Annotated in this window: 18 protein-coding genes; 4 read left to right on the top strand and 14 right to left on the bottom strand. The window is 71.1% G+C overall.

The features are described from left to right. The 8 genes from AC5Y5V_RS26830 to carD form a co-directional block, all read right to left on the bottom strand. The coding region (locus AC5Y5V_RS26830; RefSeq protein WP_499941211.1) for an amino acid adenylation domain-containing protein at positions 1-10,085 on the bottom strand (10,085 nt) is incomplete at its 3' end. A 30-nt stretch (positions 10,086-10,115) separates the two neighbouring features. Then, positions 10,116-10,331 (bottom strand): MbtH family protein, encoded by a 216-nt coding sequence (locus AC5Y5V_RS26825; protein WP_499941209.1) that lies wholly within the window; start codon positions 10,329-10,331, stop codon positions 10,116-10,118. Between the two features lie 467 nt (positions 10,332-10,798). Continuing rightward, positions 10,799-11,698 (bottom strand): glycerophosphodiester phosphodiesterase, encoded by a 900-nt coding sequence (locus AC5Y5V_RS26820; protein WP_499941207.1) that lies wholly within the window; start codon positions 11,696-11,698, stop codon positions 10,799-10,801. A 101-nt stretch (positions 11,699-11,799) separates the two neighbouring features. Continuing rightward, entirely contained in the window at positions 11,800-12,732 is a 933-nt protein-coding gene (gene rlmB / locus AC5Y5V_RS26815) for a 23S rRNA (guanosine(2251)-2'-O)-methyltransferase RlmB (RefSeq protein WP_499941205.1), read from the bottom strand. After that, complete coding sequence (gene cysS / locus AC5Y5V_RS26810; protein ID WP_499941202.1) at positions 12,733-14,142, bottom strand: cysteine--tRNA ligase; 1,410 nt, start codon at positions 14,140-14,142, stop codon at positions 12,733-12,735. 74 nt (positions 14,143-14,216) lie between these two features. Then, positions 14,217-14,696 (bottom strand): 2-C-methyl-D-erythritol 2,4-cyclodiphosphate synthase, encoded by a 480-nt coding sequence (gene ispF / locus AC5Y5V_RS26805; protein WP_499941200.1) that lies wholly within the window; start codon positions 14,694-14,696, stop codon positions 14,217-14,219. After that, positions 14,693-15,361 carry a 2-C-methyl-D-erythritol 4-phosphate cytidylyltransferase gene (gene ispD / locus AC5Y5V_RS26800; protein WP_499941217.1) on the bottom strand — a complete coding sequence of 223 codons (669 nt, stop codon included), beginning with the start codon at positions 15,359-15,361 and terminating at the stop codon, positions 14,693-14,695. The genes ispF and ispD overlap by 4 nt, the downstream gene beginning before the upstream one ends. A 6-nt stretch (positions 15,362-15,367) precedes the next feature. Continuing rightward, positions 15,368-15,856 carry an RNA polymerase-binding transcription factor CarD gene (gene carD, locus AC5Y5V_RS26795; RefSeq protein WP_007166539.1) on the bottom strand — a complete coding sequence of 163 codons (489 nt, stop codon included), beginning with the start codon at positions 15,854-15,856 and terminating at the stop codon, positions 15,368-15,370. A 264-nt stretch (positions 15,857-16,120) separates the two neighbouring features. On the opposite strand from carD, the gene AC5Y5V_RS26790 reads away from it, so the two are divergent. From AC5Y5V_RS26790 to disA, 3 genes are all read left to right on the top strand, one after another. Continuing rightward, positions 16,121-16,678, top strand: a complete 558-nt coding sequence (locus AC5Y5V_RS26790; protein WP_499941198.1) for a copper chaperone PCu(A)C domain-containing protein — start codon at positions 16,121-16,123, stop codon at positions 16,676-16,678. A gap of 58 nt (positions 16,679-16,736) precedes the next feature. Then, a complete protein-coding gene (gene radA / locus AC5Y5V_RS26785; RefSeq protein WP_499941196.1) occupies positions 16,737-18,182 on the top strand; it encodes a DNA repair protein RadA in 1,446 nt (481 codons plus the stop codon). Positions 18,183-18,322: 140 nt separating this feature from the next. Next, positions 18,323-19,405 (top strand): DNA integrity scanning diadenylate cyclase DisA, encoded by a 1,083-nt coding sequence (gene disA / locus AC5Y5V_RS26780; protein ID WP_499941194.1) that lies wholly within the window; start codon positions 18,323-18,325, stop codon positions 19,403-19,405. A gap of 10 nt (positions 19,406-19,415) precedes the next feature. Here disA and AC5Y5V_RS26775 read toward each other — a convergent pair whose 3' ends face one another. Both AC5Y5V_RS26775 and AC5Y5V_RS26770 read right to left on the bottom strand, forming a co-directional pair. Continuing rightward, positions 19,416-20,213, bottom strand: a complete 798-nt coding sequence (locus tag AC5Y5V_RS26775) for a hypothetical protein (RefSeq protein WP_499941192.1) — start codon at positions 20,211-20,213, stop codon at positions 19,416-19,418. 96 nt (positions 20,214-20,309) lie between these two features. Continuing rightward, positions 20,310-20,939: a carbonic anhydrase gene (locus tag AC5Y5V_RS26770; RefSeq protein WP_499941190.1), complete on the bottom strand. Its 630-nt coding sequence runs from the start codon at positions 20,937-20,939 to the stop codon at positions 20,310-20,312. On the opposite strand from AC5Y5V_RS26770, the gene AC5Y5V_RS26765 reads away from it, so the two are divergent. Continuing rightward, a complete protein-coding gene (locus AC5Y5V_RS26765; protein ID WP_499941188.1) occupies positions 20,938-21,849 on the top strand; it encodes an HhH-GPD family protein in 912 nt (303 codons plus the stop codon). The genes AC5Y5V_RS26770 and AC5Y5V_RS26765 overlap by 2 nt on opposite strands. A 6-nt stretch (positions 21,850-21,855) precedes the next feature. Here AC5Y5V_RS26765 and AC5Y5V_RS26760 read toward each other — a convergent pair whose 3' ends face one another. The 4 genes from AC5Y5V_RS26760 to AC5Y5V_RS26745 are packed head-to-tail and all read right to left on the bottom strand — an operon-like array spanning position 21,856 to position 26,409. Continuing rightward, positions 21,856-23,340 carry a hydrogenase large subunit gene (locus AC5Y5V_RS26760; RefSeq protein ID WP_499941186.1) on the bottom strand — a complete coding sequence of 495 codons (1,485 nt, stop codon included), beginning with the start codon at positions 23,338-23,340 and terminating at the stop codon, positions 21,856-21,858. Then, positions 23,337-24,800, bottom strand: a complete 1,464-nt coding sequence (locus tag AC5Y5V_RS26755; protein WP_499941184.1) for a proton-conducting transporter transmembrane domain-containing protein — start codon at positions 24,798-24,800, stop codon at positions 23,337-23,339. Before AC5Y5V_RS26755 ends, AC5Y5V_RS26760 begins: the two co-directional genes overlap by 4 nt. Then, complete coding sequence (locus tag AC5Y5V_RS26750) at positions 24,800-25,462, bottom strand: hypothetical protein (protein ID WP_499941182.1); 663 nt, start codon at positions 25,460-25,462, stop codon at positions 24,800-24,802. The genes AC5Y5V_RS26755 and AC5Y5V_RS26750 overlap by 1 nt, the downstream gene beginning before the upstream one ends. Further along, positions 25,459-26,409, bottom strand: a complete 951-nt coding sequence (locus AC5Y5V_RS26745) for a respiratory chain complex I subunit 1 family protein (protein WP_499941215.1) — start codon at positions 26,407-26,409, stop codon at positions 25,459-25,461. The genes AC5Y5V_RS26750 and AC5Y5V_RS26745 overlap by 4 nt, the downstream gene beginning before the upstream one ends. Between the last annotated feature and the right edge of the window lie 4 nt (positions 26,410-26,413).

Raw genomic sequence — 26,413 nt, 5'->3', positions numbered from 1 at the left:
TCGTGCTCGGACACATCCAGCAGATCCACCGACGACAACCGCCGCCCCGGATCCCCCGTCATCGCCACCAACACCCGACACAACCGCCCGATCAACGCCTCGATGCTCACCGCGTCGAACACGTCGGTACGGAATTCCGCCATCACGCCGATCCCGGCGGGCTCGCCGTCGTCGCCGAAGCGTTCGGCCAGCGAGAACGACAGGTCCATGCGGGCCGTCTGGGTGTCGACCGGCAACGGCGTGACGTCGAGTCCACCCAGGGTCAGGCCGGCGGCGAGGTCGGACTGCCCGGGCATGTTCTGCCAGCCCAGCAGGACCTGGATCAGCGGATGACGGGTCAGGCTTCGGGTGGGGTTTAGCCGCTCGACGAGCAGCTCGAAGGGCACGTCCTGGTGCTCGTAGGCGGCGAGGCTGCGCCGCCGGACCTGCGCCAGCAGCTCCGCGAAGCTGGGGTCGCCGGCCAGGTCGACCCGCAGCACCAGGGTGTTGACGAAGAAGCCGACCAGGTCGTCCAGGGCGGGATCGCGCCGGCCGGCGATCGGGAAGCCGACGGCCACCTCGCTGGTGGCGCTGACCTTGGACAGCAGCGCGGCGAAGGCGGCCTGGACCACCATGAAGCTGGTCGCGTTGTGCTCGCGGGCCACCCGGCGGACGTGCTGCTGCAGCTCCGCCGGCCAGTCCACGGTGGTGCGGGCGCCGCGGTGATCGGCGACCGGCGGGTAGGGCCGGTCGGTGGGCAGTTGCAGCTGTTCGGGCATGTCGGCCAGGGCTTGCTCCCAGTAGGCCAGCTGCTCCGTCAGGTCCCCGAACTGGGCGCGTTGCCAGAGCGTGTAGTCGACGTACTGCACCGGCAGCGCGGCCCATCCGGGCGCCTGCCCGGCACAGCGGCTGGCGTAGGCGATGCCGATGTCGCGCACCAGCAGGTTGATCGACCAGCCGTCGGCGGCGATGTGGTGCACGACGGCCACCAGCACGTGTTCGTCGTCGGCGACGCGGAAAAGCCTGGCCTGCAAAGGGATCTGGTTGGCGAGGTCGAACGCGTAGCGCACCGTGTCGGCGAGGGCCTCGTCCAGCCGGCTGGCCGGCCAGCCGGTGGCGTCGACGACGTCCCAGCCGAAGTCGGCCCGCTCGGGTGGGAGCACGACCTGCTGCGGCACGCCGTCGGTCGCGGTGAACACCGTGCGCAGGCTGTCGTGGCGGCCCACCACGTCGGCCAGCGCCGCGCCCAGCGCTGCGACATCGAGGACATCCCCTCGCTGGCGCAGCCGCAGCGCCGCGGCGATGTTGTACACCGGTGACGGGCCCTGCAATTGGTCGACGAACCACAGCCGGCTCTGCGCGAACGACAACGGCACCACGTCGGGATGCGCGCCGGCCACCAAGGGCTCCGGCCGGCGCGCATCCCCGCCGATGCGGGGCGCCAACTGCGCGATCGTGGGCGCCTCGAACACCGCGCGCACCGAAAGGTCGCAATCCAGGCTGGCGTTCACCGCCGCGATCAGGCGCATCGCCGACAGCGATTCGCCACCCAGGTCGAAGAACGAGTCGTCGACCCCGACCCGGTCCAGCCCCAGCACGCGGGCGTAGATGCCCGCCAGGATCTCCTCGACCGCGTTGGCCGGGGCGCGATATGCCCCGGCGTCGCCGTACTCGGGGGCCGGCAGCGCCTTGCGGTCGAGCTTGCCCGACGACGTCAACGGGAACTCGTCGAGCACCACGATGTGCGACGGGACCATATATTCGGGCAATCGCGCGCTCAGCCGCTGCCGCACCGCCGCGATCTTGGCGTTGGCGTGCGGGTCGTTGGCGTAAGCGCCGCGCCCCTGCGGCAGGTATAGGCCGGTCAAGGCGTCGTCCACGCCCGGCGCCAGGAAGACCGCGTCCACCGTGCCGGCCCGCGCACCCCAGGTCACGGCCACGCGGTAGCCCGCGGCCTCGCCCAGGCGGTAGAGCTCCTCGGGCGTGGCCGCGGCCTGATCCGGCGTAGCCAGCCCGCGTTCGGCGTGCACGTCGGCGATCACCCCGGCCCGCGGGATGCCGGCGACGCGGACCGCGGCGGGCCGCTCGGATGCCAGCCGGGAGCCCACCTCACCGAGACCGGACCACTGCCACACCGGCGCGTCCGCCACCGACCGCACCGACGTGGGGTCCTTGTGGACGACGACGTCGTAGCGGTAGCGGTTCAGCTCGTTGTCGCCCGACCCGCGCTTGACCTGGATGTCGACGCCGGCCACCCCCGGCCGGTCGACCGCCAAGGCACTGAAAAACTCTGGCGCCAAGAGCAATTCGGGTTCACCGAGCAGCGCGTGCTGGACCCGGCGACGGATCTCGGCCGAGTCGGCGCCCTGCGAGCGCGCGAGCGCGACGCCGGTCAGCAGCGCGGCCTGCAGGGTGTGGTTGCGGACGTCGCCGATGAACAGCGCCCCGCCCGGCGCCAGCAGGCCCAGCGCGGTGTCGATGACCTCGGCCAGGTACTCCGCGTTCGGGAAGTACTGGACCACCGAGTTCAGCACGATCGTGTCGAAGCCCCCGCGCGACAGCCCACCGACGACGTGCGCGGGCTGGGCCACCAACTCGACCCGATCCCGCCACGGCAGCGGCGCCAGCGCACGCGCCAGGTTCTCGATCGTCACCGCCGACACATCGGTGGCCACATAACGCTCGCAGTGCGGCGCGACCTGCGACAACACCAGCCCCGAGCCCGCGCCGATCTCCAGCACCCGCCGCGGCCCCAGCGCCAAAATCCGCTCCACCGTGGCCGCGCGCCACTCCTGCATCTGCTCGAGCGGAATCGGCGCCCCGGTGTAACTGCTGTTCCAGCCCCGGAAATCCTGGCCGAACTCCACGTCGCCGGCGGCAGCGCCGTACAGGTCGTCGTACACGTGCTGCCACTGCCCGACGATCTCGGCGTCCTGGTCGTCAGTGTCGGCGGTGTCGTCGGGTCCCGCCGTGCGGTCCAGCGTGATGTAGGCGACGAGGTGGGCGCCGGCCGGTCCGTCATGCACGATCGCGGCGGCCCGGCCGACCTGCGGGCAGGCCAGCAGCGCGCTCTCGATCTCGCCCAGTTCGACGCGCTGGCCGCGCAGCTTGATCTGGGTGTCGGCGCGGCCCAGGTACTCCAGCGCGCCGTCGGGGGTCCAGCGCACCAGGTCGCCGCTGCGGTACATGCGCTCGCCCGACGAGAACGGGTTCGCGACGAACCGTTCGGCGGTCAGGTCCACCCGGCCCAGGTAGCCGAGCGCCACCGCGGGCCCCGCTACGTACAGCTCAGCGATCACCCCCGCCGGGGCCGGGTTCAGCCAGCCGTCGAGCACCAGCGCGCACACCCCGGGGATCGGCGCGCCGATGCGCACCGGCGCTCCGGCCGTCAGGGGCGCGCAGGTGGCCCAGATCGTGGCCTCGCTGGGGCCGTAGCCGTTGCACATGCGACGCCCCGGCGCCCACTGGGCAACCAGCTCCGGCGGGCAGGCCTCGCCGGCAGCGAGCAGCGCCGTCAGCCCGTCCAGCCGAGCCGGATCCAGCGACGCCAGCACCGTCGGGGTCAGCACCGCGGCGCTCACCCGGTGTTCGGCGAGCAGTGCCGTCAGCGCCTCGCCGGCGTAGCGGCCCGCGGGCGCCACCACCAGCGCCGTCCCCGACCCCACGGCCCACAACATCTCGAAGACCGACGCGTCGAACGTCGGCGAGGCCACCATCAGCACCCGCGAGTCCGCGCCTAACCCGAACACGTCGCGCTGCGCCGCGGCCACCCCGAGCAGGCCGGCGTGGCTGACCGCCACGCCCTTGGGTGTCCCGGTGGACCCGGACGTGAAGATCACGTAGGCGGTGTTGTCCGGTTCCGGGGCCGAGGGCCGCTCGGCGCGCCCGGCTGTGAGGTCCAGGCCGTCGACCCGCAGCACGGGACGCGGGCCGGCCGCGACCAGGGCGGCCGGGGTTGGATTGCCGCGGGTCAGCACGCACACCGCGGCCACCGCGTCCAGCACCGCGCCGATCCGCTCGACGGGATGGTCCGGATCCAGCGGCACGTATACGCCGCCGGCCTTGGCCACCGCCCACCACGCGATCACCAGCTCGGCGCAGCGGTCCATCGCGACGCCCACGGCGCGCTCCGCGCCCACGCCGGCCTCGATCAGCAGCCGCGCCAGTCGCGTCGAACGGTCGTCCAGCTCGCGATACGACAGCTCCCGCGCGCCGTCGATGACGGCCACCGCGTCGGGGTCGGCGGCCACGGCCGCCGCCAGCAACTGCGGCGCCACCCCCACCGGCGCCGACACTCCCGCGCCGGACCACTGCGACAGCAACCGCTCGCGGTCGCCGGGATCGAGCAGGTCCACCGCCGACAGCCGCCGGGTGGGACCGCCGGCCATGGCCGCGAGCACGCGCCGCAGCCGCTCGGTCAGCGCCGCGACGCCGTCGGCGTCGAACACGTCGGTGTCGTATTCGAGGCGCAGGACGATCTCACGGCCCGGCAGGGCCTCGGCGGTCAGCGGGTAGTGGTTGTATTCGCGGTTGCTGAACCCACTGATCGCCAATCCGTCTTGGCTGGATGGGCCCAATGGCGTCCCGGTGTCGATCGGGTAGTTCTCGTAGACGAAAAGAGTGTCGAAAAGCCGCTCGTGCCCGCTGACGCGGTGGATGTCGGGCAGCGCCAGGTGCTGGTGCTCCAGGGTGTCGTTGTGGGCGTTCTGCAGCTGGTCCAGCAGGTCCGCGGTGGTGGTGGCGGCCGCGATGCTCGCCCGCACCGGCACGACGTTGATCAGCAGGCCGACCATCGATTCCGCGTCGGCGACCTCCAGCTGGGCCACCCGCGACCGTGCGGTGCCGAACGCGACGTCGCGGTGGCCGGTCAGCGAGGTCAGCAGCACCGCCCACGCGCCCTGCAGCACCGTGCTGAGGGTGGTGTGGCAGGAGCGGGCCAGGTCGCCGAGCGCCCGGCTGGTCCGCTCGGGCACGCGCACCTCGGCGAAGCCGCGGCGGCCCCGCCCCAGCCGGTCCTCGGGCCGGTCCTGCGGCCCGACCAGCGTCGGCGTGTCGAAGCCGGCCAGCACGTCGCGCCACGCCGCGCGGGCGGCGTCGACGTCGCGGTCGGCCAGCCAGGTGAAGAACGTCCGGTAGGACGCCGCCGCGGGCAGCCGTTGCCCGTAGTAGCCGGCGAAGATTTCGCGCAGCAGGATCGGCATCGACCAGCCGTCGAGCACGATGTGGTGGTTGGTCAGCACCAACCGGTGCCGGTCTTCGGCCACGCGGACCAGCGCGACCCGGAACGCCTGCTGGCCGGCCAGGTCGCAGACCGCGGCGCGCTCGTCGGCGCAGAGCCGCTGGATGCGGTCTTCGTCCGGAATTGCGGTGAAGTCCAAGTACCGCCACTCGACGGCGGGGTCCGCGGGGATGACCTGCACCGGCTCGTCGAACTGCGCGCAGAAGCGGGCCGCCAGGTGGGGATGCCGCCCGATGACCGCGCGCACGGCGTCGTGCAGGCGGTCCGGGTCGAGGACCCCGGTCACGGTGAAATCCAGCTGCACGGCGTACATGTCGTCGCTGGCCTGCGCGGTGCTGGCGTGGAACAGCAGGCCCTGCTGCAGCGGCGTCAGGGGCAGCACGTCGGCGACCGGTTGCTGCTCTTGCAGCTCGTCGAGCTGCGGCTGCGTGAGGCGGGCGGGCGCGATGTCCGATGGTGTCAGCCCGCCGCCGCCGCGCCGGACGTGGGCGCAGATGCCGGTGAGGGCCTCGAACCACAGTCGGCTCAGCCGGGCGACCTGCGCCTCGTCCAGCGCCGACGGCGCCCACGTCCAGTCCGCGTGCAGGCGCGGCCCGAGCTCGGTGTCCAGGGCGCCGGCGTTGAGTTCCATCGTGTGCGCCAGCGGCATCGGTATCGCCGCGGCGGCGCGGGTGAGCGCCAGGCTCTCGGGGCAGAATCGCCAACCCTCGGCCGGCAGGTCCGCCACCGCGCCGAGCCGCCCGAGGTAGTTGAAGCCGATCGCCGGGTCCGGCCCGGCCAGGTCGACGTGGTCGTTGAGGTAGCGCAGCGCCCCGTAGGTCTGCGGGTGCGGCACGGCACGCAGCTGTTCCTTCGCGTCCTTGACCGCGGCTCCGAGCGCCGGGTCACCGGCGACCACCTGGGTCCAGCGCAGCCCGTTCACGCTCAGCGCCACCGGGTATTTGGTGGTGAACCACCCCACCGTGTGCGACAGGTCGACGTCCGGCGCCAGCTCCTCGTGGCGGCCGTGGCCTTCGACGTCGACGCCGACGGGCGCATTGGCGCCGGAGAACTCCGCCCACGCCAGGCCGAACGCGATCAGCAGAATGTCCTGCACCCCCGCGTGGAACGCCGCGGGCACCTCACCCAACAGCATCCGGGCGGTCTCGGCGTCGTCGAGCGTCAGCGACAGGCGCCCGGCGTCGGCGTAAGTGTCTGAGGTGCGCGGCAGCGCGGGGGCGGGCTGCGTGACCCGCTTCCAGTCGTCCGCGCGCGCCACGACTTCCGGCCGGTGCGCGTGCTCGACCAGCAGCGACGCCCACCGCTGGAACGACGTCCCCGCGCTCGGCAGGGCCACCGGCTGGCCGCCGCGATGCTGGGCCCAGGCGACGTTGACGTCCTGCAGCAGAATCCACCACGACACCGCGTCCACGGCCACGTGGTGGATCACCAGCGCGAGCCGACCCGTGTCGGCGGCCCACAGCGCGCTCACCATCACCCCGGCGGCCGGGTCGAGCCGCGACCGCGCCGCGATCAGCGCCTCGTCGGACAGGTCGGCGACCGCGTGCAGGCACGCGCGGGCGTCCACTGAGCCCGGCTCGGGGACGGTGAACCCTTCCTCAATCCGCAGCCGCAGCATGGCGTGCCGGTCGAGCAGCGCCTGCAGCACCACCACCACGTCGTCCTGGGTGGTCCCCGCCGGCGCCTGCAGCAGCATCGCCTGGTTGAACTGGTCCACCGGCCCGGGCACTTCCTGCAGCCACCGCATGATCGGGGTCGCGGCGACGGGCCCGACGCCCTCGTCGGCCGGGCCGGCCGCACCCTGGGCTCCGCCGGCGCGCTCGACCACCCGGGCCAGCCGGGCCACGGTCTGCTCGACGAACACGTCCCGCGGCCGGCACGTCAGACCCGCTGCCCGCGCCCGCGCCGCCAGCTGCATGGACAGGATGCTGTCGCCGCCGAGTTCGAAGAAGGAGTCGTCCACGCCGACCCGGTCCAGGCCTAGCACCTGCGCGTAGATGGTGGCCAGGGTTTCCTCGACCGCGTTGGCCGGGGGGCGGTAGGCGGCGGTGACGTACTCCGGGGCGGGCAGCGCGCGGGTGTCGAGCTTGCCGTTGGGCGTCAGCGGCAGCGCGTCCAGGGCGATGACGGCGGCGGGTACCAGGTACGACGGCAGCCGCTCGGCCAGCGCGGCGCGCGCCTGGGCCGGGTCCAGTCCCTCGGTGGCACGGGTCACGTACCCGATCAGCCGCTTGTCGCCGGGGCGGTCCTCGCGGGCGACGACCACCGCCTGCTGCACGCCGTCCACGGCCGCCAGGGCGGCCTGGATCTCGCCGAGTTCGATGCGATACCCGCGGACCTTGACCTGCTCGTCGGCGCGGCCCAGATAGTCCAGCTGGCCGTCGTCGCGCCACCGCACCAGGTCGCCGGTGCGGTACATCCGCTGTCCGGCCGGGCCGTAGGGGCAGGGCACGAACCGCGACGCGGTCAGACCGGGGCGCCGCAGATACCCGACGCCGACGCCGCTGCCGGCTACGTACAGCTCGCCGACCACGCCGACCGGCACCGGCCGCAGCCATCCGTCGAGCACGAACAGCCCCGCCCCCGACACCGGCGACCCGATCGGCGGGGCGCCCGCGCCCGGGGTCAGCGCGGCGCTGATGGCCACACACATGGTCGTCTCGGTCGGTCCGTACGCGTTGACCATCGCCCGCCCGGGCGCGAGGCGGTCGACCACCTCGGGCGGGCAGGCCTCGCCGGCCATCACCAGCGTCATCGACTCCAGACCCGCCGTCGGCAACGCCGCCACCGCCGACGGGGTCTGGGTCAGCACCGTGACTCCCTCGGCCAGCAGCATGTCGTGGAAGTCCTGCGGGGAGCCGGCGACGGATTCGGGGATCACCACCACTCGCCCCCCGCCCAGCAGCGGCGCCAGGATCTCCCATACCGAGACGTCGAAGGCCAGCGAGTGGCTGTGCGCCCAGACCCCCGTCGGCGGCAGGTCCCCGTCCAGCGACGCCAACAGCGCGGTCACGTTGCCGTGTGTCAGCGCCACGCCCTTCGGGGTTCCGGTGGTGCCCGACGTGTAGATCAGGTAGGCCAGGTCGTCGGGGGTCGGCCCGGCGGATGGCGCGGTGAGCGCCGTGGCGGGCGCGGTGTCGTGGACATCGATGACGGGCACGCCGTGGCCGTCGAGCCGGCCGGCCAGCTCCGCGGTGGTGACGACGGCCCGCGGCGCGGCGTCGCCGAGCACGAACGCGATCCGCGCCGGCGGCACCGTCGGGTCGATCGGCAGGTAGGCCGCGCCCGTCTTCAGCACCGCCAGGATCGCCACGACCGCGTCGGCGGAGCGGGGCAGCAGCAACGCCACGCAGTGCCCCGCGCCCACGCCGCGACTGGCCAGCAGGTGCGCCAGCCGGTTGGCCGCCTCGTCGAGCTCGCGATACGTCAGCGTCCCGCCCGCGCCGCCGACCGCCACCGCCTCGGGAGTCAGCGCCGCCTGGGCGCCGAACAGCACCGGAATCGACACCGCCACCGCGGGGCTGTCGAGCGCGGCGCGATTGCCGACGTCGTGCAGCAGCGCCCGCTCGGCGCCGTCCAGCACCTCGACCGATGACAGCCGGCGACCCGGATCGGCGGCCATCGCCGCCAGCAGCCGCTCCAGCCGGATCGCGATTTCGGTGACGTCGAAATTCGAAAACGGCTGACCCTCACCCAATGTGCTCAGCAAAAGCTCGTCGCCGATTCCGGAGAAGATCAACCCGAAGCCGCCGGCGAGGCCGGAAATCAATGACGCCGACGCGTCGACACCGCCGAAGGGCACGGTAAATGCGGACGGCAGGAAATCGACGACGACCCGGTTAGCCGACTCGCCGGGCAGCGCCTTTCGCTCCAACGCCCGCACCGGAAATCGCTGGTGTTGCAGCGCTTCCCGGATCCGCGCGTCCACATATTCGCAAAAGCCGGCAATCGGTGATTCCGGCGCAATCCGCAGCACCAGCGGCACCACGCCGGCGACCATCCCGGGCAGCGTCTTCAATTGCGGAAGCACTCGCCGACTCACCGGAAAGTCGAGCACGATCTCCGGGCCGTCGGCGCACCAGCCGCGCACCAGCAGCGCGCACGCCGCGGTGATGACCGACGACCGCGGCACCTTCCACGCCTGACACAACCGCTCGACCCGTTGCAGGACAACGGGATCCAGCCGAACCGGCGCGGAATGCCGGTACGGGTCGGCTTCGCCCGGGGCGTCCGGCAGGCGGTAGCCGGAGCCACCGTCGGGCGGCAGGTTCGCCGACCAATAGGACTGGTCCTCGAGATATTCGGCGGAGGTTTCGTATTCCGATTCGCATTCGACCAGGTCCGACAGCGAGCCGAAATAGGCGGGTGGCACCGGCGCGCCGGAAACAATGGCGGAGTAGACCGAGGCGGCTCGATGGCAGACCAGCGCCAGGCCGGATCCGTCCATGACGATGTGGTGGCAGCACGCAAACAAATGGAATTCGTCGAAGCCGGTCTGGAATATCGCGAATTTGAACAGCGGTTCGCTCAACGGCATTGGCGTGCGCTGGATCGACGCCGCGGCCTCGCGCGCTTCGCGCACGGGGTCGTCCGAACTGCTCAAATCGTAAAGGGGCAGCTCGATATCCGGGTTGTCCAGCGGTCGCTGGAAAACCTGGCCGTCTGCCTCGAAGAAAACCGCGCGCGCCGGTTCGGCCTCCCCGATGACGCGCCGGATCGCCCATTCCAGGGCGTCCCGGTCCACCGTCCCTTCGATCTTCACGAACAGGCCGAGCTGCCACTGCGCGCCCGGGCCACCCGCTTCCTGCGCAAGCCAGATGTCCAGCTGCGCACGCGTCACCGGCAAAACCCGGTCGCCCAACTCCATCCGTCTCCCCACTCGAGCCCGGCTAACCGATCAGGCTTCCGCCAATCTGTCGCGCAGACTCTTCGGGCGTATGTCGGGCCAGTTCTGTTCGATGTAGTCCAGGCACGCGGTGCGGTCCGCCTCGCCGTGTACGACTCGCCAGCCGGACGGGACGTCGGCGAAGGTCGGCCACAGGCTGTGCTGCTCTTCGTCGTTGATCAACACGAAGAAGCTTCCGTTGTCGTCATCGAACGGATTTACGGTCATGGGTCCCCCCCAGAGACGGATGGCTTGGACTGGTGGCTGATCAGTACCCGAATACTTCCCCCGCCAGGTTTAACCTCCCTGAGCCGTTTCAAACCTTCGTATCTCCTGTAAACGAGAGCGGGCGTGTCGCGGTTCAACGCCGTGCTCAGACAGGCATTCGGAGCCGGCGCCGGCTTGGACGGGCCGACTTCAGCGTGGCATCGCAGAGATGCGGAAACCGTTCTCACGCAGGCGATACCGGCCCGCGGCTTGTCCGTCGCTTGTCCGTCGCTTGTCCAGGGCACGGTTTACTTATGTATTGGCTGTGCGCGTGGCGCCAAGGGCAGACACGGGTGCGCGTCGGGCGTATTGTGAGGCCCCTCAGCGGCCGTCCGGTTCCGGCCATATATTGCCCACAGAGTCAATTTACGGTGTGCGCCAACGAAACTGGACGTTTGTGCCACAACTGCGCCCGAGCGGTGCGGCCGCTAGAGCACGCTGAGCAGCAGGCTCGGGTAGTCGGTGATCAGGCCGTCGACGCCGTAGGCAATTTGCCGGCGCATGGCCGCAGCGTCGTTGACGGTCCACGGAATGACCTTGAGCCCCAACGCGTGTGCCCGATCCACGAATGCTTTGTCAATCAGCGTGTACCGCGGCGAAAGAATCCCGGCGCCCACCGTCATGGCGCCGACGATCGGATCGCCGACCACCGCGGGGTCGACACCGGCCAGCCACGGCGAATCGGGGGTCCAGGTGTCGTCATCCCACAAGGCCACCAAGGGGATCGACGGTTCGGCCAGACGCACCAACGGCAGCGTTCGCCAGTCGAAGCTCTGGATCTCCACCCGGTCGATCTTGCCCGCGGCGCGGACCGCGGCCAGTATCACGTCGACGAACTCCTGCGGCTCGGCCGAGACACCCGGCGTGTCCGCGGCCACCTTGGTCTCGATGTTGTAGCGCACGCCGGAGTGCCGGGAGTCGGCGAGTTGGAACACCTGCGGCAGGGTCGCTATCTTGTTGCCCCACACCACTTCCGCATGCGGAAACTCACTGCTCGGTTTGCCGCAGTCCAGGGTGCGGATCTGCGCCACGGTGAGCTGATGCACGAGCTTGCCGACGTACGGATACGTCGGGTCACCGGCCGACGCCGGGCCGGTGTCGGAACACTGCCCCGCCTCGATCACCGGGTCGTGCCACACCAGCGGCTGCCCGTCCTTGGTGATGTTGATGTCGAGTTCCAGTGTGGTGAAGCCGATTTCGATGGCCTTCGCGAAGGCTCGCAGCGATTCGCCGGTGGTCTCGCCACGGCCACCGGCGTGCGCCTGCACGTCGAAGCCGGCCGGTTGGGCGGCCGCCGACGGTGACCAGGCCGGCGCCACGAGGAGCATTCCACTCGCGAGCAGACGCAAAAGCCCCCGACACGCCGTGCTGAAGGGGGCTTTTGCTGGGGGTACCTCCCGCTTGCGGGGGACTGCTCGGCCAGGCAAGGTCACCCCCGGCGCTGGCGGGCGATCTCGGCGAGCACCACGCCGGCGGCCACGGAGGCGTTCAGCGACTCCGTGTCGCCGGCCATCGGAATGGACACCACCTCGTCGCAGTTCTGGCGCACCAGCCGCGACAGCCCCTTGCCCTCCGAGCCGACGACCAGCACCAGCGGATCGGTGCCGTCCAGGTCGTCCAAAACCGTGTCACCACCGGCGTCCAGGCCGATCACCCGCAGCCCCCGGTCGGCGCAATCCTTCAGCGCCCGTGTGAGATTGGTGGCCCGCGCCACCGGCAGCCGGGCCGCCGCGCCGGCGCTGGTGCGCCACGCCACCGCGGTCACCGAGGCGGAACGACGCTGCGGGATCACCACGCCGTGCCCCCCGAACGCCGCCACCGAACGCACGATCGCGCCGAGGTTGCGCGGGTCGGAGATGTTGTCCAGCGCGACCAACAGCGCCGGCGGTGCCTTGAGCGCGGTCGCCAGCAGATCGTCGGGGTGGGCGTAGTTGTACGGCGGGACCTGTAGCGCGATGCCCTGGTGCAGCTGGTTGGCGCTCATCCGGTCCAGGTCGTGGCGCGGCACCTCGAGGATCGCGATGCCCGAATCCGCGGCCCGGGAAACGGATTCGGTGAGCCGTTCGTCGGCCTCGGTGCCCAGCGCGACGTACAGCGCGGTCGCCGGAACCCCGGCACGCAGGCATTCCAGCACCGGGTTGCGACCCAGCACGGTCTCGGAGTCCTCGCCGCGACTCCGAGCGGGGCGGCGCACCGGCGCGCTCGCCCGCTTGGCGGCGGGATGGTTGGGCCGCATGTGCGCCGGCGGCGTGGGACCGCGCCCCTCCAGTGCCCGTCGACGCTGCCCGCCCGAACCGACCGTCGGGCCCTTCTTCGTGCCGGATTTGCGTATCGCGCCCCGACGCCGCGAGTTGCCCGCCATCTACTTGTCGCCGTCGGACCGCAGCGACCACTGCGGCCCGTCGGCGGTGTCGGTGACCTCGATGCCCGCGGTCTTGAGCCGGCACCGGATCTCGTCGGCCCGCGCCCAGTCGCGGTCCTCGCGCGCCCGCTGGCGATTGACCAGCTCGTTTTGCACCAGCACGTCGACCGCTGCCAGCGCGGCCGACGTTTCGTCGCGCGATTCCCAGCGTTCGTCGAGCGGGTCGCAGCCCAAAATGCCCATCATCGCCCGAATCGAGCCGGCGCTCTTCAGCGCGCCCTCGTGGTCGCCGGCGTCCAGCGCCCGGTTGCCCTCCGCGCGGGCCTGGTGCACCTCGGCGAGGGCGATCGGCACCGACAGGTTGTCATCGAGCGCCGCGGCGAACCGCGGGGTCCACTCACCCGGTACTACTGCACCGACCCGGCCACGCACCCGGTGCAGGAATTCCTCCAACCCGACGTAGGCGCTGACGGCGTCCTGCAGGGCGGTCTCGGTGTATTCCAGCATCGAGCGGAAGTGCGCGCTGCCCAGGTAGTACCGCAGCTCCGCCGCCCGCACCCGCTGCAGCATCGCGGGGATGGCCACCACGTTGCCCAGCGACTTGCTCATCTTCTCGCCGCCCATGGTCAGCCAACCGTTGTGCAGCCAGTAGCGGGCGAACCCGTCACCGGCACTGCGGCTCTGCGCGATCTCGTTCTCGTGGTGCGGGAAAATCAAATCCATTCCACCGCAGTGGATGTCGAATTCCGGACCGAAGTAGGTGCGGGCCATTGCCGAGCATTCCAGATGCCAGCCGGGACGTCCGCGCCCCCACGGCGAGGGCCACGACGGTTCGCCAGGCTTCTCGCCCTTCCACAGGGTGAAGTCGCGCTGGTCCCGCTTGCCGGTGGCCACGCCCTCGCCCTGATGGACGTCGTCGATCCGGTGCCCGGACAACTGCCCGTAATCCGGGTAGCTGAGCACGTCGAAGTAGACATCGCCGGCGGCGGCATACGCGTGCCCATTTTCGATCAGCCGTTCCATTAATTCGACCATCTGGGTGATGTGGCCGGTGGCGCGCGGCTCCGCCGACGGCGGCAGCACGCCGAGCGCGTCGTAGGCGGCGGTGAATGCCCGCTCATAGGTGGCCGCCCACTCCCACCAGGGCCGGCCGGCCGCGGCGGACTTGATCAGGATTTTGTCTTCGATGTCCGTCACGTTGCGGATGAATGAAACCTCGTAGCCGCGCGCGGTCAACCAGCGGCGCAGGATGTCGAAGGCCACCCCGCTGCGGACGTGCCCGATGTGCGGCAGTGTGTCCGGAGTCGCGCCGCACAGGTAGATGGAGACGTGCCCGTCGCGCAACGGGACGAAGTCACGCACGGTGCCGGAGGCCGTGTCGTGTAGCCGGATGCGGGGGCGATCGGTCACGACGTGCCAGCTTACCTGGCCTGTTGCAGCGAGCCGTTACCGCGAGTGCCACGCGGGCTCGGCAGGGGCAGACGCTAGGACGCCCGCACCACCAGCGCGGTCGCGATGGCGGCCACGCCCTCGCCGCGGCCGGTCAAGCCGAGCCCGTCGGTGGTGGTGGCCGACACCGACACCGGCGCCCCCACCAGTCCCGAGAGCACCTCCTGCGCCTCGGCGCGACGCGGCCCGATCTTCGGGCGGTTCCCGATCACCTGAACGGCGGCGTTCCCCACCCGGTACCCCTGCTCGGCGAGCAGCCCGACGACGTGGCGCAGCATGTCGGCGCCGCTGACGCCGCGCCACCGCGGGTCGTCCACGCCGAACACCCCGCCGATGTCGCCCAGCCCCGCGGCCGACAGCAGTGCGTCGCACAGCGCATGCGCCCCGACGTCGCCGTCGGAATGCCCGGCGCAGCCGTCGGCGTCAGCGAACAACAACCCCACCAGCCAGCACGGTCGCCCGACTTCAATCGGGTGCACATCCGTGCCCAAACCGACACGTGGCTGCTCGTTCACTGGCGCACGATCGCTTCGGCCAGCAGCAGATCGAGCCGGGTCGTGATCTTGAACGCCAACGGATCACCCTCGACGACGTGCACCTGGCCGCCGACGTGCTCGACGAGCGACGCATCGTCGGTGAACGCGGCCGCGCGAGCGTGCTCATACGCCCGCCGCAGCAGGTCGGTGGCGAATCCCTGGGGGGTCTGCACCGCGCGCAGCCCGGCCCGCTCCGGCGTGCCCAGCACCACCCCGTTGGCGTCGACGGCCTTGATGGTGTCGGTCACCGGCAGAGCGGGCACCACGGCGCCCTTGCCGGCCCGCAACGCGTCGACGACGCGCACGATCAACGACGGCGGCGTCAGCGCCCGGGCGGCGTCGTGCACCAGCACGAACCCGGTGTTGTCCGCCAGCGCCTGCAGCGCCCGGCTGACGGATTCGGTGCGGTTGGCCCCACCGGTCACCACCGTGGCCTTATGCCCAAGGATCAGCTTGGCCTCGTCGGTGAGCCCGGCGGGCACCGCGACAACGACGTTGTCGACGACGCCGGAGTCCCGCAACCCGTCGACGGCCCGTTCGGCCAAGGTTCGGCCTTCGAGCTGGTAGAACGCCTTGGGGACGCCAGCGGCGAGCCGCTCACCCGACCCCGCGGCCGGGACTATCGCGGCGACTTGAGTGCTCAGCGGCGTTTAGGACGCGGCGGCTAGGACCTCGTCCAGGATGGTCTCGGCCTTGGCGTCGTCGGTGCTCTCGGCGAGCGCCAACTCACCAACCAGGATCTGCCGAGCCTTGGCCAGCATCCGCTTCTCGCCCGCGGACAGGCCACGCTCCTGGTCGCGACGCCACAGGTCGCGCACTACCTCGGCCACCTTGTTGACGTCGCCGGAGGCGAGCTTCTCGAGGTTGGCCTTGTACCGGCGGGACCAGTTGGTCGGCTCTTCGGTGTGCGGCGCGCGCAGAACCTGGAAGACCTTGTCCAGGCCCTCCTGACCCACCACGTCGCGGACGCCGACGTACTCGGCGTTGTCGGCGGGCACTCGAACGGTCAGGTCTCCCTGCGCCACTTTCAAGACGAGATACTCTTTTTGTTCCCCTTTGATGGTGCGGGTTTCGATCGCCTCGACTAACGCAGCACCGTGGTGTGGATAGACAACGGTGTCTCCGACCTTGAAGATCATCAGATTCGAGCCCCTTTCGTTACTCCATGCTAACACGGCGCGCCAACACCTGCGGAACAACGGTGCAGGTCAGGGGCACAACACCCGGAGATTAGGGGTTGACACAAAGGGCAAGACGTGCAATGGGGTGCCTGATCAGCCCTGCCCGACGCCGACGCCGGCCACCCAAACTTCGAACCGTCGGCTACCGTCGGCGGCACCTTCCTACTACTGTGCATAGTTGGACGTCAGGACGCCGATCAGAGGCCAGCCAGGAGGCATCGAGTGAACCGCTTCAAATCGCGCCTGCGGGCTCTCGTCGCTGTCGGCCTGGTCGCCGTTGGCGCACCGCTGCTCAGCGGCTGCGGGGCGGGCCAGGTCTCGCAGACGGCGATGCAGGAGCCCGCCGTCAACGGCAACCGGCTCACCGTCACCAACGCGGCCCAGCACCACAGCGTGGACCTGCGCGACATCCGCATCCAGGCCGCCCAGAGCGGCGACTTCATCAAGCCGCCGCAAACCGTGGAGCTGGTGCTTGTCGCCGTCAATCAGTCGCCGTACATCTCCGACCGGCTGACTGAGATCAAGACTGACATCGGCACCGTGGCCATCACCGGTGACCCGCGACTGCAGCCCAGCGGGATGCTCTTCGTCGGCACCCCGGACGGCCAGCGGGTGGCGCCGGGACCGCTCGGGTCCAGTAACGCGGCGAAGGCCGTCATCACCCTGAACAAGCCGATCTCCAACGGCCTGCTCTACGACTTCACCTTCAAGTTCGAGTCCGCGGGCGAGGGCACCGTGAAGGTGCCGATCGCCGCCGGGGTGGCCTCGCCACACGTTTAACCGCGTGTGATGCCGTGTAATACCTGGAACTGTCATACCGACTCGATACCGTCATGGCGTGGCGAACACGCGTAACCAATACCGCTGCTCGGAATGCCGCCATGTCACCGCGAAGTGGGTGGGGCGCTGCCAGGAGTGCGGGACGTGGGGCACGGTCGAGGAGGTAGCCGTGCTGAGCGCGGTCGGCGTCGGCGGCCGGCGTGCAGGGCTGGCAGCACGGTCGCCTGGCGCCGCCGGGGCCTCCCAAGCCGTGCCGATCAGCTCCGTCGACGCCAACAGCACCCGCCCCTGCCCCACCGGCGTCGACGAACTGGACCGGGTGCTCGGTGGCGGGGTGGTGCCGGGCTCGGTGACGCTGCTGGCGGGTGACCCCGGGGTGGGCAAGTCCACGCTGCTGCTCAAGGTCGCCCACCGCCAGGCGCAGTCCGGTCGGCGCGTGCTGTATGTCTCCGGCGAGGAGTCCGCCGGCCAGATCCGGTTGCGCGCAGACCGGATCGGCTGCGTCGGCCGGGACGCCGACGAGCTGTATCTGGCCGCCGAATCCGACCTGCACACCGTGCTGGAACACATCGCGACGGTCCGGCCCGCGCTGGTGATCGTGGACTCGGTGCAGACCATGTCCACCGCGGAGTCCGACGGCGTCGTCGGCGGCGTCACGCAGGTGCGCGCGGTCACGTCGGCGCTCACCGCGGCCGCGAAAGCCAACAACGTCGCGCTGATCCTCGTCGGACACGTCACCAAGGACGGCGCCATCGCCGGGCCGCGCTCGCTCGAACACCTCGTCGACGTGGTGCTGCATTTCGAGGGCGACCGCAACAGCACGCTGCGGATGGTCCGCGGGATCAAGAACCGCTTCGGCGCGTCCGATGAGGTCGGCTGTTTCCAATTGCACGACAACGGAATCGAAGACGTCGCCGATCCGTCCAGCCTGTTTCTGGACCAGCGGCCGGCGCCCGTGGCCGGCACCGCGATCACGGTCGCGCTGGACGGCAAGCGGCCGCTGATCGGCGAGGTCCAGGCGTTGCTGGCGACGCCGGGCGGCGGCTCACCGCGTCGCGCCGTCAGCGGCATCGATCACGCGAGGGCCGCCATGATCACCGCCGTGCTGGAAAAGCACGCCCGGCTGACGCTCGCGGTCAACGACATCTACCTGTCCACCGTCGGCGGCATGCGGTTGACCGACCCGTCCACGGATCTGGCGGTCGCGGTCGCGTTGGCCTCGGCGTTCGCGAACCTGCCGCTGCCGACGACGGCGGTGATGATCGGCGAGGTGGGACTCGCGGGGGACCTGCGTCGGGTCAACGGCATGGACCGGCGTCTGGCCGAAGCCGCCCGGCAGGGGTTCAACCTGGCCCTGGTGCCGCCCGGATGCAAGGCCGTGCCGGCGGGCATGCGGGCGCTCTGCGCGCCGACCATCGTCGCCGCCTTGGAGCACATGATCGACATCGCCGATCACCGCAGCGCGCCGCCCGCCACGGTGCATCAGCTGCACCAGCCCCGGTAGGCACTTATGCTGGCGACCCGCTTCGCCCGGCTCCGCCGCGCTCGCGATCGCCAGGGACATGCCGGCGACCCGCTTCGCCCGGCTCCGCCGCGCTCGCGATCGCCAGGGAGATTCCCCCAACCCGCCCCCGGCATAGCAGAATGCACGCTGTGACCCGACCGACGCTGCGTGAGGCCGTCGCCCGCCTGGCACCCGGCACGGCCCTGCGGGACGGCCTGGAACGTATCCTGCGCGGCCGCACCGGGGCGTTGATCGTGCTCGGGCACGACGAGAACGTCGAAGCCATCTGCGACGGCGGCTTCTCGCTGGACGTCCGGTACGCCCCGACCCGGCTGCGCGAACTGTGCAAGATGGACGGCGCCGTCGTGCTGTCCACCGACTGCAGCCGCATCGTGCGGGCCAACGTGCAGTTGGTCCCGGATCCCTCGATACCCACCGAGGAATCGGGCACCCGCCACCGCTCGGCGGAGCGCGCGGCGGTCCAGACGGGCTACCCGGTGATCTCCGTCAGCCACTCGATGAACATCGTGACGGTCTACGTCGGCGGCGAACGGCACGTGCTGACCGACTCGGCGACCATCCTGTCGCGGGCCAACCAGGCCATCGCCACGCTGGAGCGGTACAAGATCCGGCTCGACGAGGTCAGCCGGCAGCTGTCGCGCGCCGAGATCGAGGACTTCGTCACGCTGCGCGACGTGATGACGGTGGTGCAGCGCCTGGAGCTGGTCCGGCGCATCGGCCTGGTCATCGACTACGAGACCGTCGAGCTCGGCACCGACGGCCGCCAACTGCGGCTACAGCTGGAAGAGCTGCTGGGCGGCAACGAGACCGCCCGCGAGCTGATCGTGCGCGACTACCACGCCAACCCCGAGCCGCCGTCGAACTCGCAGATCGCGGCCACCCTGGAGGAGTTGGACACCCTGTCCGACACCGACCTGCTCGAATTGACCGCGCTGGCGAAGGTCTTCGGCTATCCGACCACGACGGAGGCCCAGGACTCGGCGCTCAGCCCGCGCGGCTACCGCGCGATGGACGGCATCCCCAGGCTGCAATTCGCGCACGTCGACCTGCTGGTCCGGGCGTTTGGCACGTTGCAGGGCCTGCTGGCGGCCAGCGCCAACGACCTGCAGTCGGTGGATGGCATCGGCGCGATGTGGGCGCGCCACGTCCGCGAAGGCCTTTCCCAGCTGGCGGAATCGACCATCGCCGACCCGCTGAACTGAATTCGCGAGGCTACCCCGGCGGGGCGGGAGCGGGCGCCGGCGGCCCCTCAGGCTGCGGCGGACCCGGCTGCGGCGCCGGTCCCGGGGGCGGCGGCGGCTGGTTCAGAATGAACGGAACCGGCTGCGAACGCAGGTTGCCCAGCTGCACGACGAGGTTGTAGGTGCCCGCTCCGATCGCCGGCCGCGGCAATGGGCAGTGCGGCGCCGAGCCCATCCCGGTCCAGGTCACCGCCGTGGTTACTTGCTCGCCCGGCGTGAACGTCTTGACCAGCGTCTCGTTGGACGGCGCGCAGTCCAGGTTGGACCACAGCCGCTTGTTGTCCAGCGAGTACACGTACGCCGCCAGTACCGCGGCCCCGACGTCACGCTTGCAGGCCACCAGGCCGATATTCGTGACCACCATGCTGAATTTCGGCTGGTCACCGATGAAATATTGGGGCGCGTTGGTCAGACCTTTGACGGCCAGCGTCGAGTCGGGGCAGTCGTCGCCCTCCTTGAGCACCGGCGGTGGTAGCACCGCGGCCGTCGGCGTCGGCGATTCCGGGTTCTGCCCCTGCGGCGGCGCCACCGTGGGGCTGCCCTGCGGCGCGGCCGAGGCCGGCGCCTGGGGCGCGGGCGAGCCGGGATGGCTCTGCGCCGACCCCGGTTTCTCGGCTTTGGCGGGTTTGGCCCCGGCGCTGCTACTTACGAAGGCAATGATCGTCGCAACCGCGATCCCGATCACGACCACCGCAATTCCCAGCGCCAGACCTCTACGCCGCCAGTAAATCTCTGTCGGTAGCGGGCCACGCGGTTCAAGATCCAGCACATTCACACCGTAGGCCCAGGTCAGCCATCCCCGTCCGACCCGCGTCGGCGTGTCGCGAGGTTAACTGCGGAGCAACCGTGTAGTGGCGCGCTCGAATCAGAGCTGCGGCGAGGCGCCGATGTCGCCCACGTGGTGAACCAACTCCGCCCGCCCCTCGGCCAGCCGGTAGGTGATGCCCGCTATGGCCAGGGTGCCGGCGGCCACGCGATCGGCGATCAACGTCGAACGCTCCAACAGCTGCGCGGCCGTCTCCTTGACGTGCCGGGCCTCCAATTCGTCGACGCGGGTCAGCCCGTCGCGGCGGCCCAGCAGAATCGTCGTCACAACCCGTTCCACCAGGTCCCGCACGAATCCGGACTGAATGTCACCGTCGTCGATCGCGCTGATCGCGGCCTTGACGGCACCGCAATTGTCGTGGCCGAGGATCACGATCAGCGGCACGTCGAGGACTGCCACCGCGTACTCGATCGAACCCAGGACCGCGGCATCGATGGCCTGCCCGGCGGTGCGCACCACGAACGTGTCGCCCAGCCCCTGGTCGAAGATCAGCTCGGCGGCCACGCGGCTGTCCGCACAGCCGAAGATCACCGCCGTCGGCTTCTGGCCGGAGGCCAGGCTGGCCCGGTGCTCGACGCTCTGGCTGGGATGCTGCGGCTTGCCGGCAACGAATCGCTCGTTACCCTCTTTGAGTGCTTTCCATGCGGTTATCGGGCTGGTGTTGGGCATGGCGCACATTCTGCCGGAAGTGCCGGTGACGCGCTCGGAACACATACCGGTCGCCAATCTTTTGGACTGGTATGACCGCTCGCGCCGCGATCTGCCCTGGCGGGATCCCGGCGTGAGCGCGTGGCAGATCCTGGTCAGCGAGTTCATGCTGCAGCAGACGCCGGTGGCCCGGGTGCTGCCGATCTGGACGGAGTGGGTGCGGCGCTGGCCCACCCCGTCGGCCACCGCCGCCGCCAGCCCCGCCGACGTGCTGCGCGCGTGGGGAAAGCTCGGCTACCCGCGGCGGGCCAAGCGGCTGCACGAATGCGCGACCGTGATCGCCCGTGACCACGGCGATGTGGTGCCCGACGACGTCGAGGTCCTGCTGACCCTGCCCGGTGTCGGCGCCTACACGGCGCGGGCCGTTGCGTGCTTCGCCTACCGCCAGGCGGTGCCGGTGGTGGACACCAACGTGCGCCGTGTGGTGGCCCGCGCCGTGCACGGGCGGGCCGACGCCGCGGCGCCGTCGGCCACCCGAGACCACGCGGACGTGTCGGCGCTACTGCCGGACGACCGCGCTGCGCCGACGTTTTCGGCGGCGCTGATGGAGTTGGGCGCGACGGTGTGCACCGCGCGGGCGCCGCGCTGCGGGTTGTGCCCCGTCGACCGTTGCGCTTGGCGACGCGCCGGCTATCCGCCCGCGACCGGTCCGGCCCGCCGCGTGCAGCCCTACGCCGGAACCGATCGCCAGGTGCGTGGTCGGTTGCTGGATGTGTTGCGCGACAACGATTCTCCGGTCACCCGGGCGCAGCTGGACGTGGCCTGGCTGACCGACACCGCCCAACGCGACCGGGCGTTGTTTTCGCTGCTCGACGACGGCCTGGTGACCCAGACCGCCGACGGCCGCTTTGCGCTGGCCGGTGAGGAGTAAGACCGATCAGAGGTCGTTGCCCGCATACGACTGATTGAAGCTTTTGTTGGCCAGTGGGAAGTCGGGGACGATGGTGTCGGCCATGGCGACGGGCAGCGCCGGCCAGTTGAACCACGACGGGTCGACGATCTTCGCGCGGGTGATGCGGCCGGCGTCGACCTCCACGCGGTGCACGACGGTGCCGCGCCAGCCCTCGACGATGCCCCGGCCGCTGACCGCACCGCGGTGCGAGGGCAGGCTCGCGGCCAATGCGATTGGGCCGGTGTGTGTTTCGACCAGATGGCACGCCAGGTCGACGCTGGCGGTGAACTCGTCGCGGCGCACGGTGTAGCGCGCCAGCACGTCGCCCGCAACGGCGCCGACCTCGGTGACCGGCAGCTGCACCGTGGGGTGCTCGACCCTGGCGTCGGTGCGCACGCCGCTGGCCCGCGCCACATAGCCGAGGCAGCCCAGCGCGGTGGCGTCGACGGCGCTCAGCGCGGCGGTTCCCGCAAACCGGTCGTACACCCCGCTGTTTCCCAGGGTCAGGGCGGCGACCTCGGCGACGTCGTCCGCCACGGCGCGCAGCCGGGCCGCGTCGGGCAGCGCCCGCAGCGTGATCGCGCCCGGGCGGACGGCCCCGCGCAGCAGCCGGTGGCCGGTGACGTCGGCGTTGAGCCGCAGCAGCTCCTCGCGAATCCGCTGGGCGTGGGCGTTGGCCAGCCCGAACCCGACGTCGTTGGCCAGCGCACCCAGGTCGGTGACGTGGTTGTAAAGCCGTTCGAGCTCGACGAGCAGCGCCCGCAGCCGCTGCGCGTCGTCGGGTAGCTCCACACCGAGCGCGTCCTCGACGGCCAGGCTGTGCGCCAGGGCGTGCGCGACGGAGGTGTCGCCGCTGATGCGTTCGGCCAGCTCGACGGCGCCGCCGGCCAACCGGCCCTCGAACAGCTTCTCCAGGCCGCGGTGGACGAACCACAGTCGGGCCTTGAGCCGCAACACCGTTTCGCCCGCGACCGAGAACCGGAAATGGCCAGGCTCGATCAGCCCGGCGTGCACCGGGCCGACCGGTATCTCGTACACCCCGGGGCCCTGGACCGTCACGAACGGAAAGTGGCCCGAGTCACCGAATTCCGGTGCCGGCCCCGCGTCCGCGCGCATCGGATACCACGTTTCGGGCCAGTGGGCGTGGCGCACCAGGCGGCGCACCTTGGGATGCCCGACGGGGCGAACCCCGTACAGGTCCGCAATCTCACGCTCGAACCGGCTGGCCGCAAACGACAGGTGCGCCAGTGACGGCAACGACGGATCATCCGACGGCGCAATGCATTCCAGCTCGACGCGGCGATCTGGCCGGCCGGCGAGGAAGAGGTAGACGATGCGGAACCCGCCGCCGTCGGCTGCGTCGTCGTGCGCCGCGACCAGGGCCAGCCGGAACCCGTCGGCCAGCAGTTCCGCCGCTCCGCCGGCGACATCCTCCCGAGACACCCTGCGGCGCAAGCACTCAGGGCTCACGGCGACGCTCCGATCGCGCCGGCGGAGGTGAAAAGCCCGGCCAGCGGCCCCGCGGTGACACCGAGGGCGATCGACGCGGCCACGCCGACGAGCAGGGCCGCCGCCACCGTCGGCGGAACGGCAATCCGCGGCGCGTCCGTGTCGTCGCCCAACAGGATTCGGCCCGCGTTGCGCGCCAGCGCGGCGAACGCGACGGCGATCGCGAGCAGGCCCGCGGCCAGCGCCCAGGTGAGCCGGGCGTCGGCCAGCGAACGGACGATGGCCAGCTCGCTGGCGAACATCGCGAACGGCGGCAGCCCGAGCAGCACCACCACCCCCACGGCCAGCGACACACCGACCAACCGGGAGCGCCGCAGCACGCCGCCGACGTCGGCGATCGCGGTCGAGTCGTGCGCGGCCTGCAGCTGGCCGCTGGCCAGGAACAGCACCGTCTTGCCGATCCCGTGGGCCAGCACGTGCAGCAGCAGCGCGGCGATCGCCAGCGTGGTCCCGGCGGCCGCGGCGATCGCTATCAGCCCCAGGTTCTCCATCGACGAATAGGCGAACATCCGCTTGATGTCGGAGGTCACGGTCAGCATCAGTGCCGCGATCAGCAGCGTCGCCAGGCCGATCACCAGCAGCCCCGCGCGCATGAACGTGGGCTTGGCGGAGACGTCGATGATCGGCCGGACGCGGATCAGCACCGAGAACGCCACTGCCAGCAGCACCCCGCTCATGAGCGCCGACACGGGCGCCGGAGCCTGGCTGTGGGCATCGGCGAGCCAGGTGTGGAACGGAAACAGCCCCGCCTTTGCGCCATAGCCGATCAGCAGCAGCCCGCCGGCCAAGCGCGCCGCGCCGGGATCCAGCGCACCCGCGCGGGCCGTCAGCACGTCGAGGTTCAGCGCCGCCGCGGCCGGCGCCCCGGCGTGCTCGGCGGCGTAGTAGAGCAGCACGGTGCCCAGGAACGCGATCGCGATGCCGACCGAGCAGATCACGACGTACTTCCAGGTCGCCTCAACGGCGCCGCGGGAGCGGCGGTGCCCGATCAGGAACGCCGTGATCACCGTGGTGGCTTCGATGGCGACCCAGATGACGCCGATGTTGTTGGCGCACACCGCCAGAACCATCGCCGCCAGGAACGCCGCCGTCAGCGCGCCGTACGCGCGTGCGCCCCGCGCGTCGGTGTGGTCGTGGGCCAGCTCGGCGTCCAGGTAGCCGATGCTGGCCCAGGTCGCCAACGTGGCGACGGTGCCGATGACGACGAGCATGGTGACGGTCAGCGCGTCCACCCGCAGCAGCCCGCCCAGCGCGAAGCGCGCGCCGGATTCGAGGCACACGCCCAGCGCGGCGCCGCAGCCGAGCACGGTGACCGCCGACAGGACGATCAGCGTGGCGGTCGCGCGGCGCCAGCCGCCGACCACGGTGGCGATCGACGCGCCGACCGGCGCCAGGATCGCGGAGAGCAGTAGCCAGGTCATCAGTCGTGCAGCTCCTGTAGCGCGTCGAGGTCGGCGCCGCCGAAGGTGCGCGACAACCGGCCGGTCAGGACGCCGATCACGATGACGGCGAACAGCACGTCCAGGGACGCGCCGAGTTCGACGATCAGCGGCACCCCGGCGGTGAGGAGGAAGGCGGTGGCGGCGATTCCGTTGTCCAGCATCAGGAATCCGGCGGCCTGCGACAGCGCGTGCCGGCGCGTGACCATGACCAGCAGCGCGATCAGCACCACCGCCAGCGCGGCCGGGACCGCATTGGTCGACGCCGCCGGTTGCAGGTTGACCAGGGGGCGCGCGGCGGCGAACGCGACCAGCGTCAGCGCCGCGGTGGCCAGCAGCGACGCGGCGGTGTTCACCAGCGGGGTCGCCTCGCGGTGCGAGGCGGGCTCCGCTCCGAGCGCGCGGGCCAGCAGCCACGGCAGCACCACGGCCCGCAGCACCAGCACCGCGGCGCCGACGCCGATCAGCGCGCCGTCGCCGTCGTAACAGCCGCGCAGGATGGGGATGGCCGCCAGGGCGACGCCCTGGCATGCGAGCAGGCGGTTGACGGCGATCAGGTCGCGGCGCCACACGACCAGGACGGCCGCCAGGAGCAGCCCGCCCGCGGCCAGATCGACCAGGACGGTGAAGGTTCCGTAGGTCATGTCGGCACCGCGAAGAAGTTGGCCGAGGTGACCGCGAGCAGCGCCAGCAGAAACGACCCGGCCAGCAGTTCGGGCACCCGGAACAGCCGCAGCTTGGCCACGAATACCTCGACGGTCGCCAGCAGCGTGGCCAGCACCGCGACCTTGGCCGCCACCGCGACGACGCCGACGACGATGTCCGCCGCCCCGGGCTGGCCGCCGGCAATCCCCCACGGCGCGAACAGGTTTGCCAGCAGCGCCAGCAGCACGGTGAGCCGCATCCCGGCCGCCCACTCGACGAGCGCCAGGCGGGGCCCGGCGTATTCGAGGACCATCGCCTCGTGCACCATCGTCAGCTCGAGGTGGGTGGCGGGATTGTCCACCGGCAGCCGTCCGGTCTCGGCGACGATCACGATCACCAGGGCGGCGAACGCCAGCACCGCGGTCAGCGACACCACCTGACCGGGATGGGAAATGGTATTCGACACCAGCGCAACGAGATTGGCCGAACCCGCGGGGATGGACAGCGCGAATACCGCCAGCAGGATGGTCGGCTCGACCAGCGCGGCGATGGTGATCTCGCGGCTGGCGCCCATCCCGCCGAACGACGTGCCGGTGTCGATGCCGGCCAGGGTCAGCGCGACCGTGCCCATGAACAGCAGCCCCACCACCGCGAACAGGTCCGCGCTGGCGTCCAGCGGGGACCCGGTGGCGACCAGCGGCGCGATCGCGGCGATCAGCAGCGTCGACCCGGCGATGACGGCCGGCGCGGCCGCGAACACCACCGTCGTTCCTCGCGGCGTGATCTGTTGCTTGCCAAGCTGTTTGACGATGTCGCGCCACGGCTGCAGCAGACCACCGCCGGCGCGGCCCTCCCAGCGCGCGCGCACCTGCCGGGTCAGCCCGACCACCAGCGGCGCCCCGACCATGACGACGCCGATCTGCACCGCACCCGCGACGTAGGACAGCGCG

The sequence above is a fragment of the Mycobacterium sp. NGS68 genome (assembly GCF_059812195.1).
This window is presented reverse-complemented; position numbering and strand designations above follow the sequence as displayed.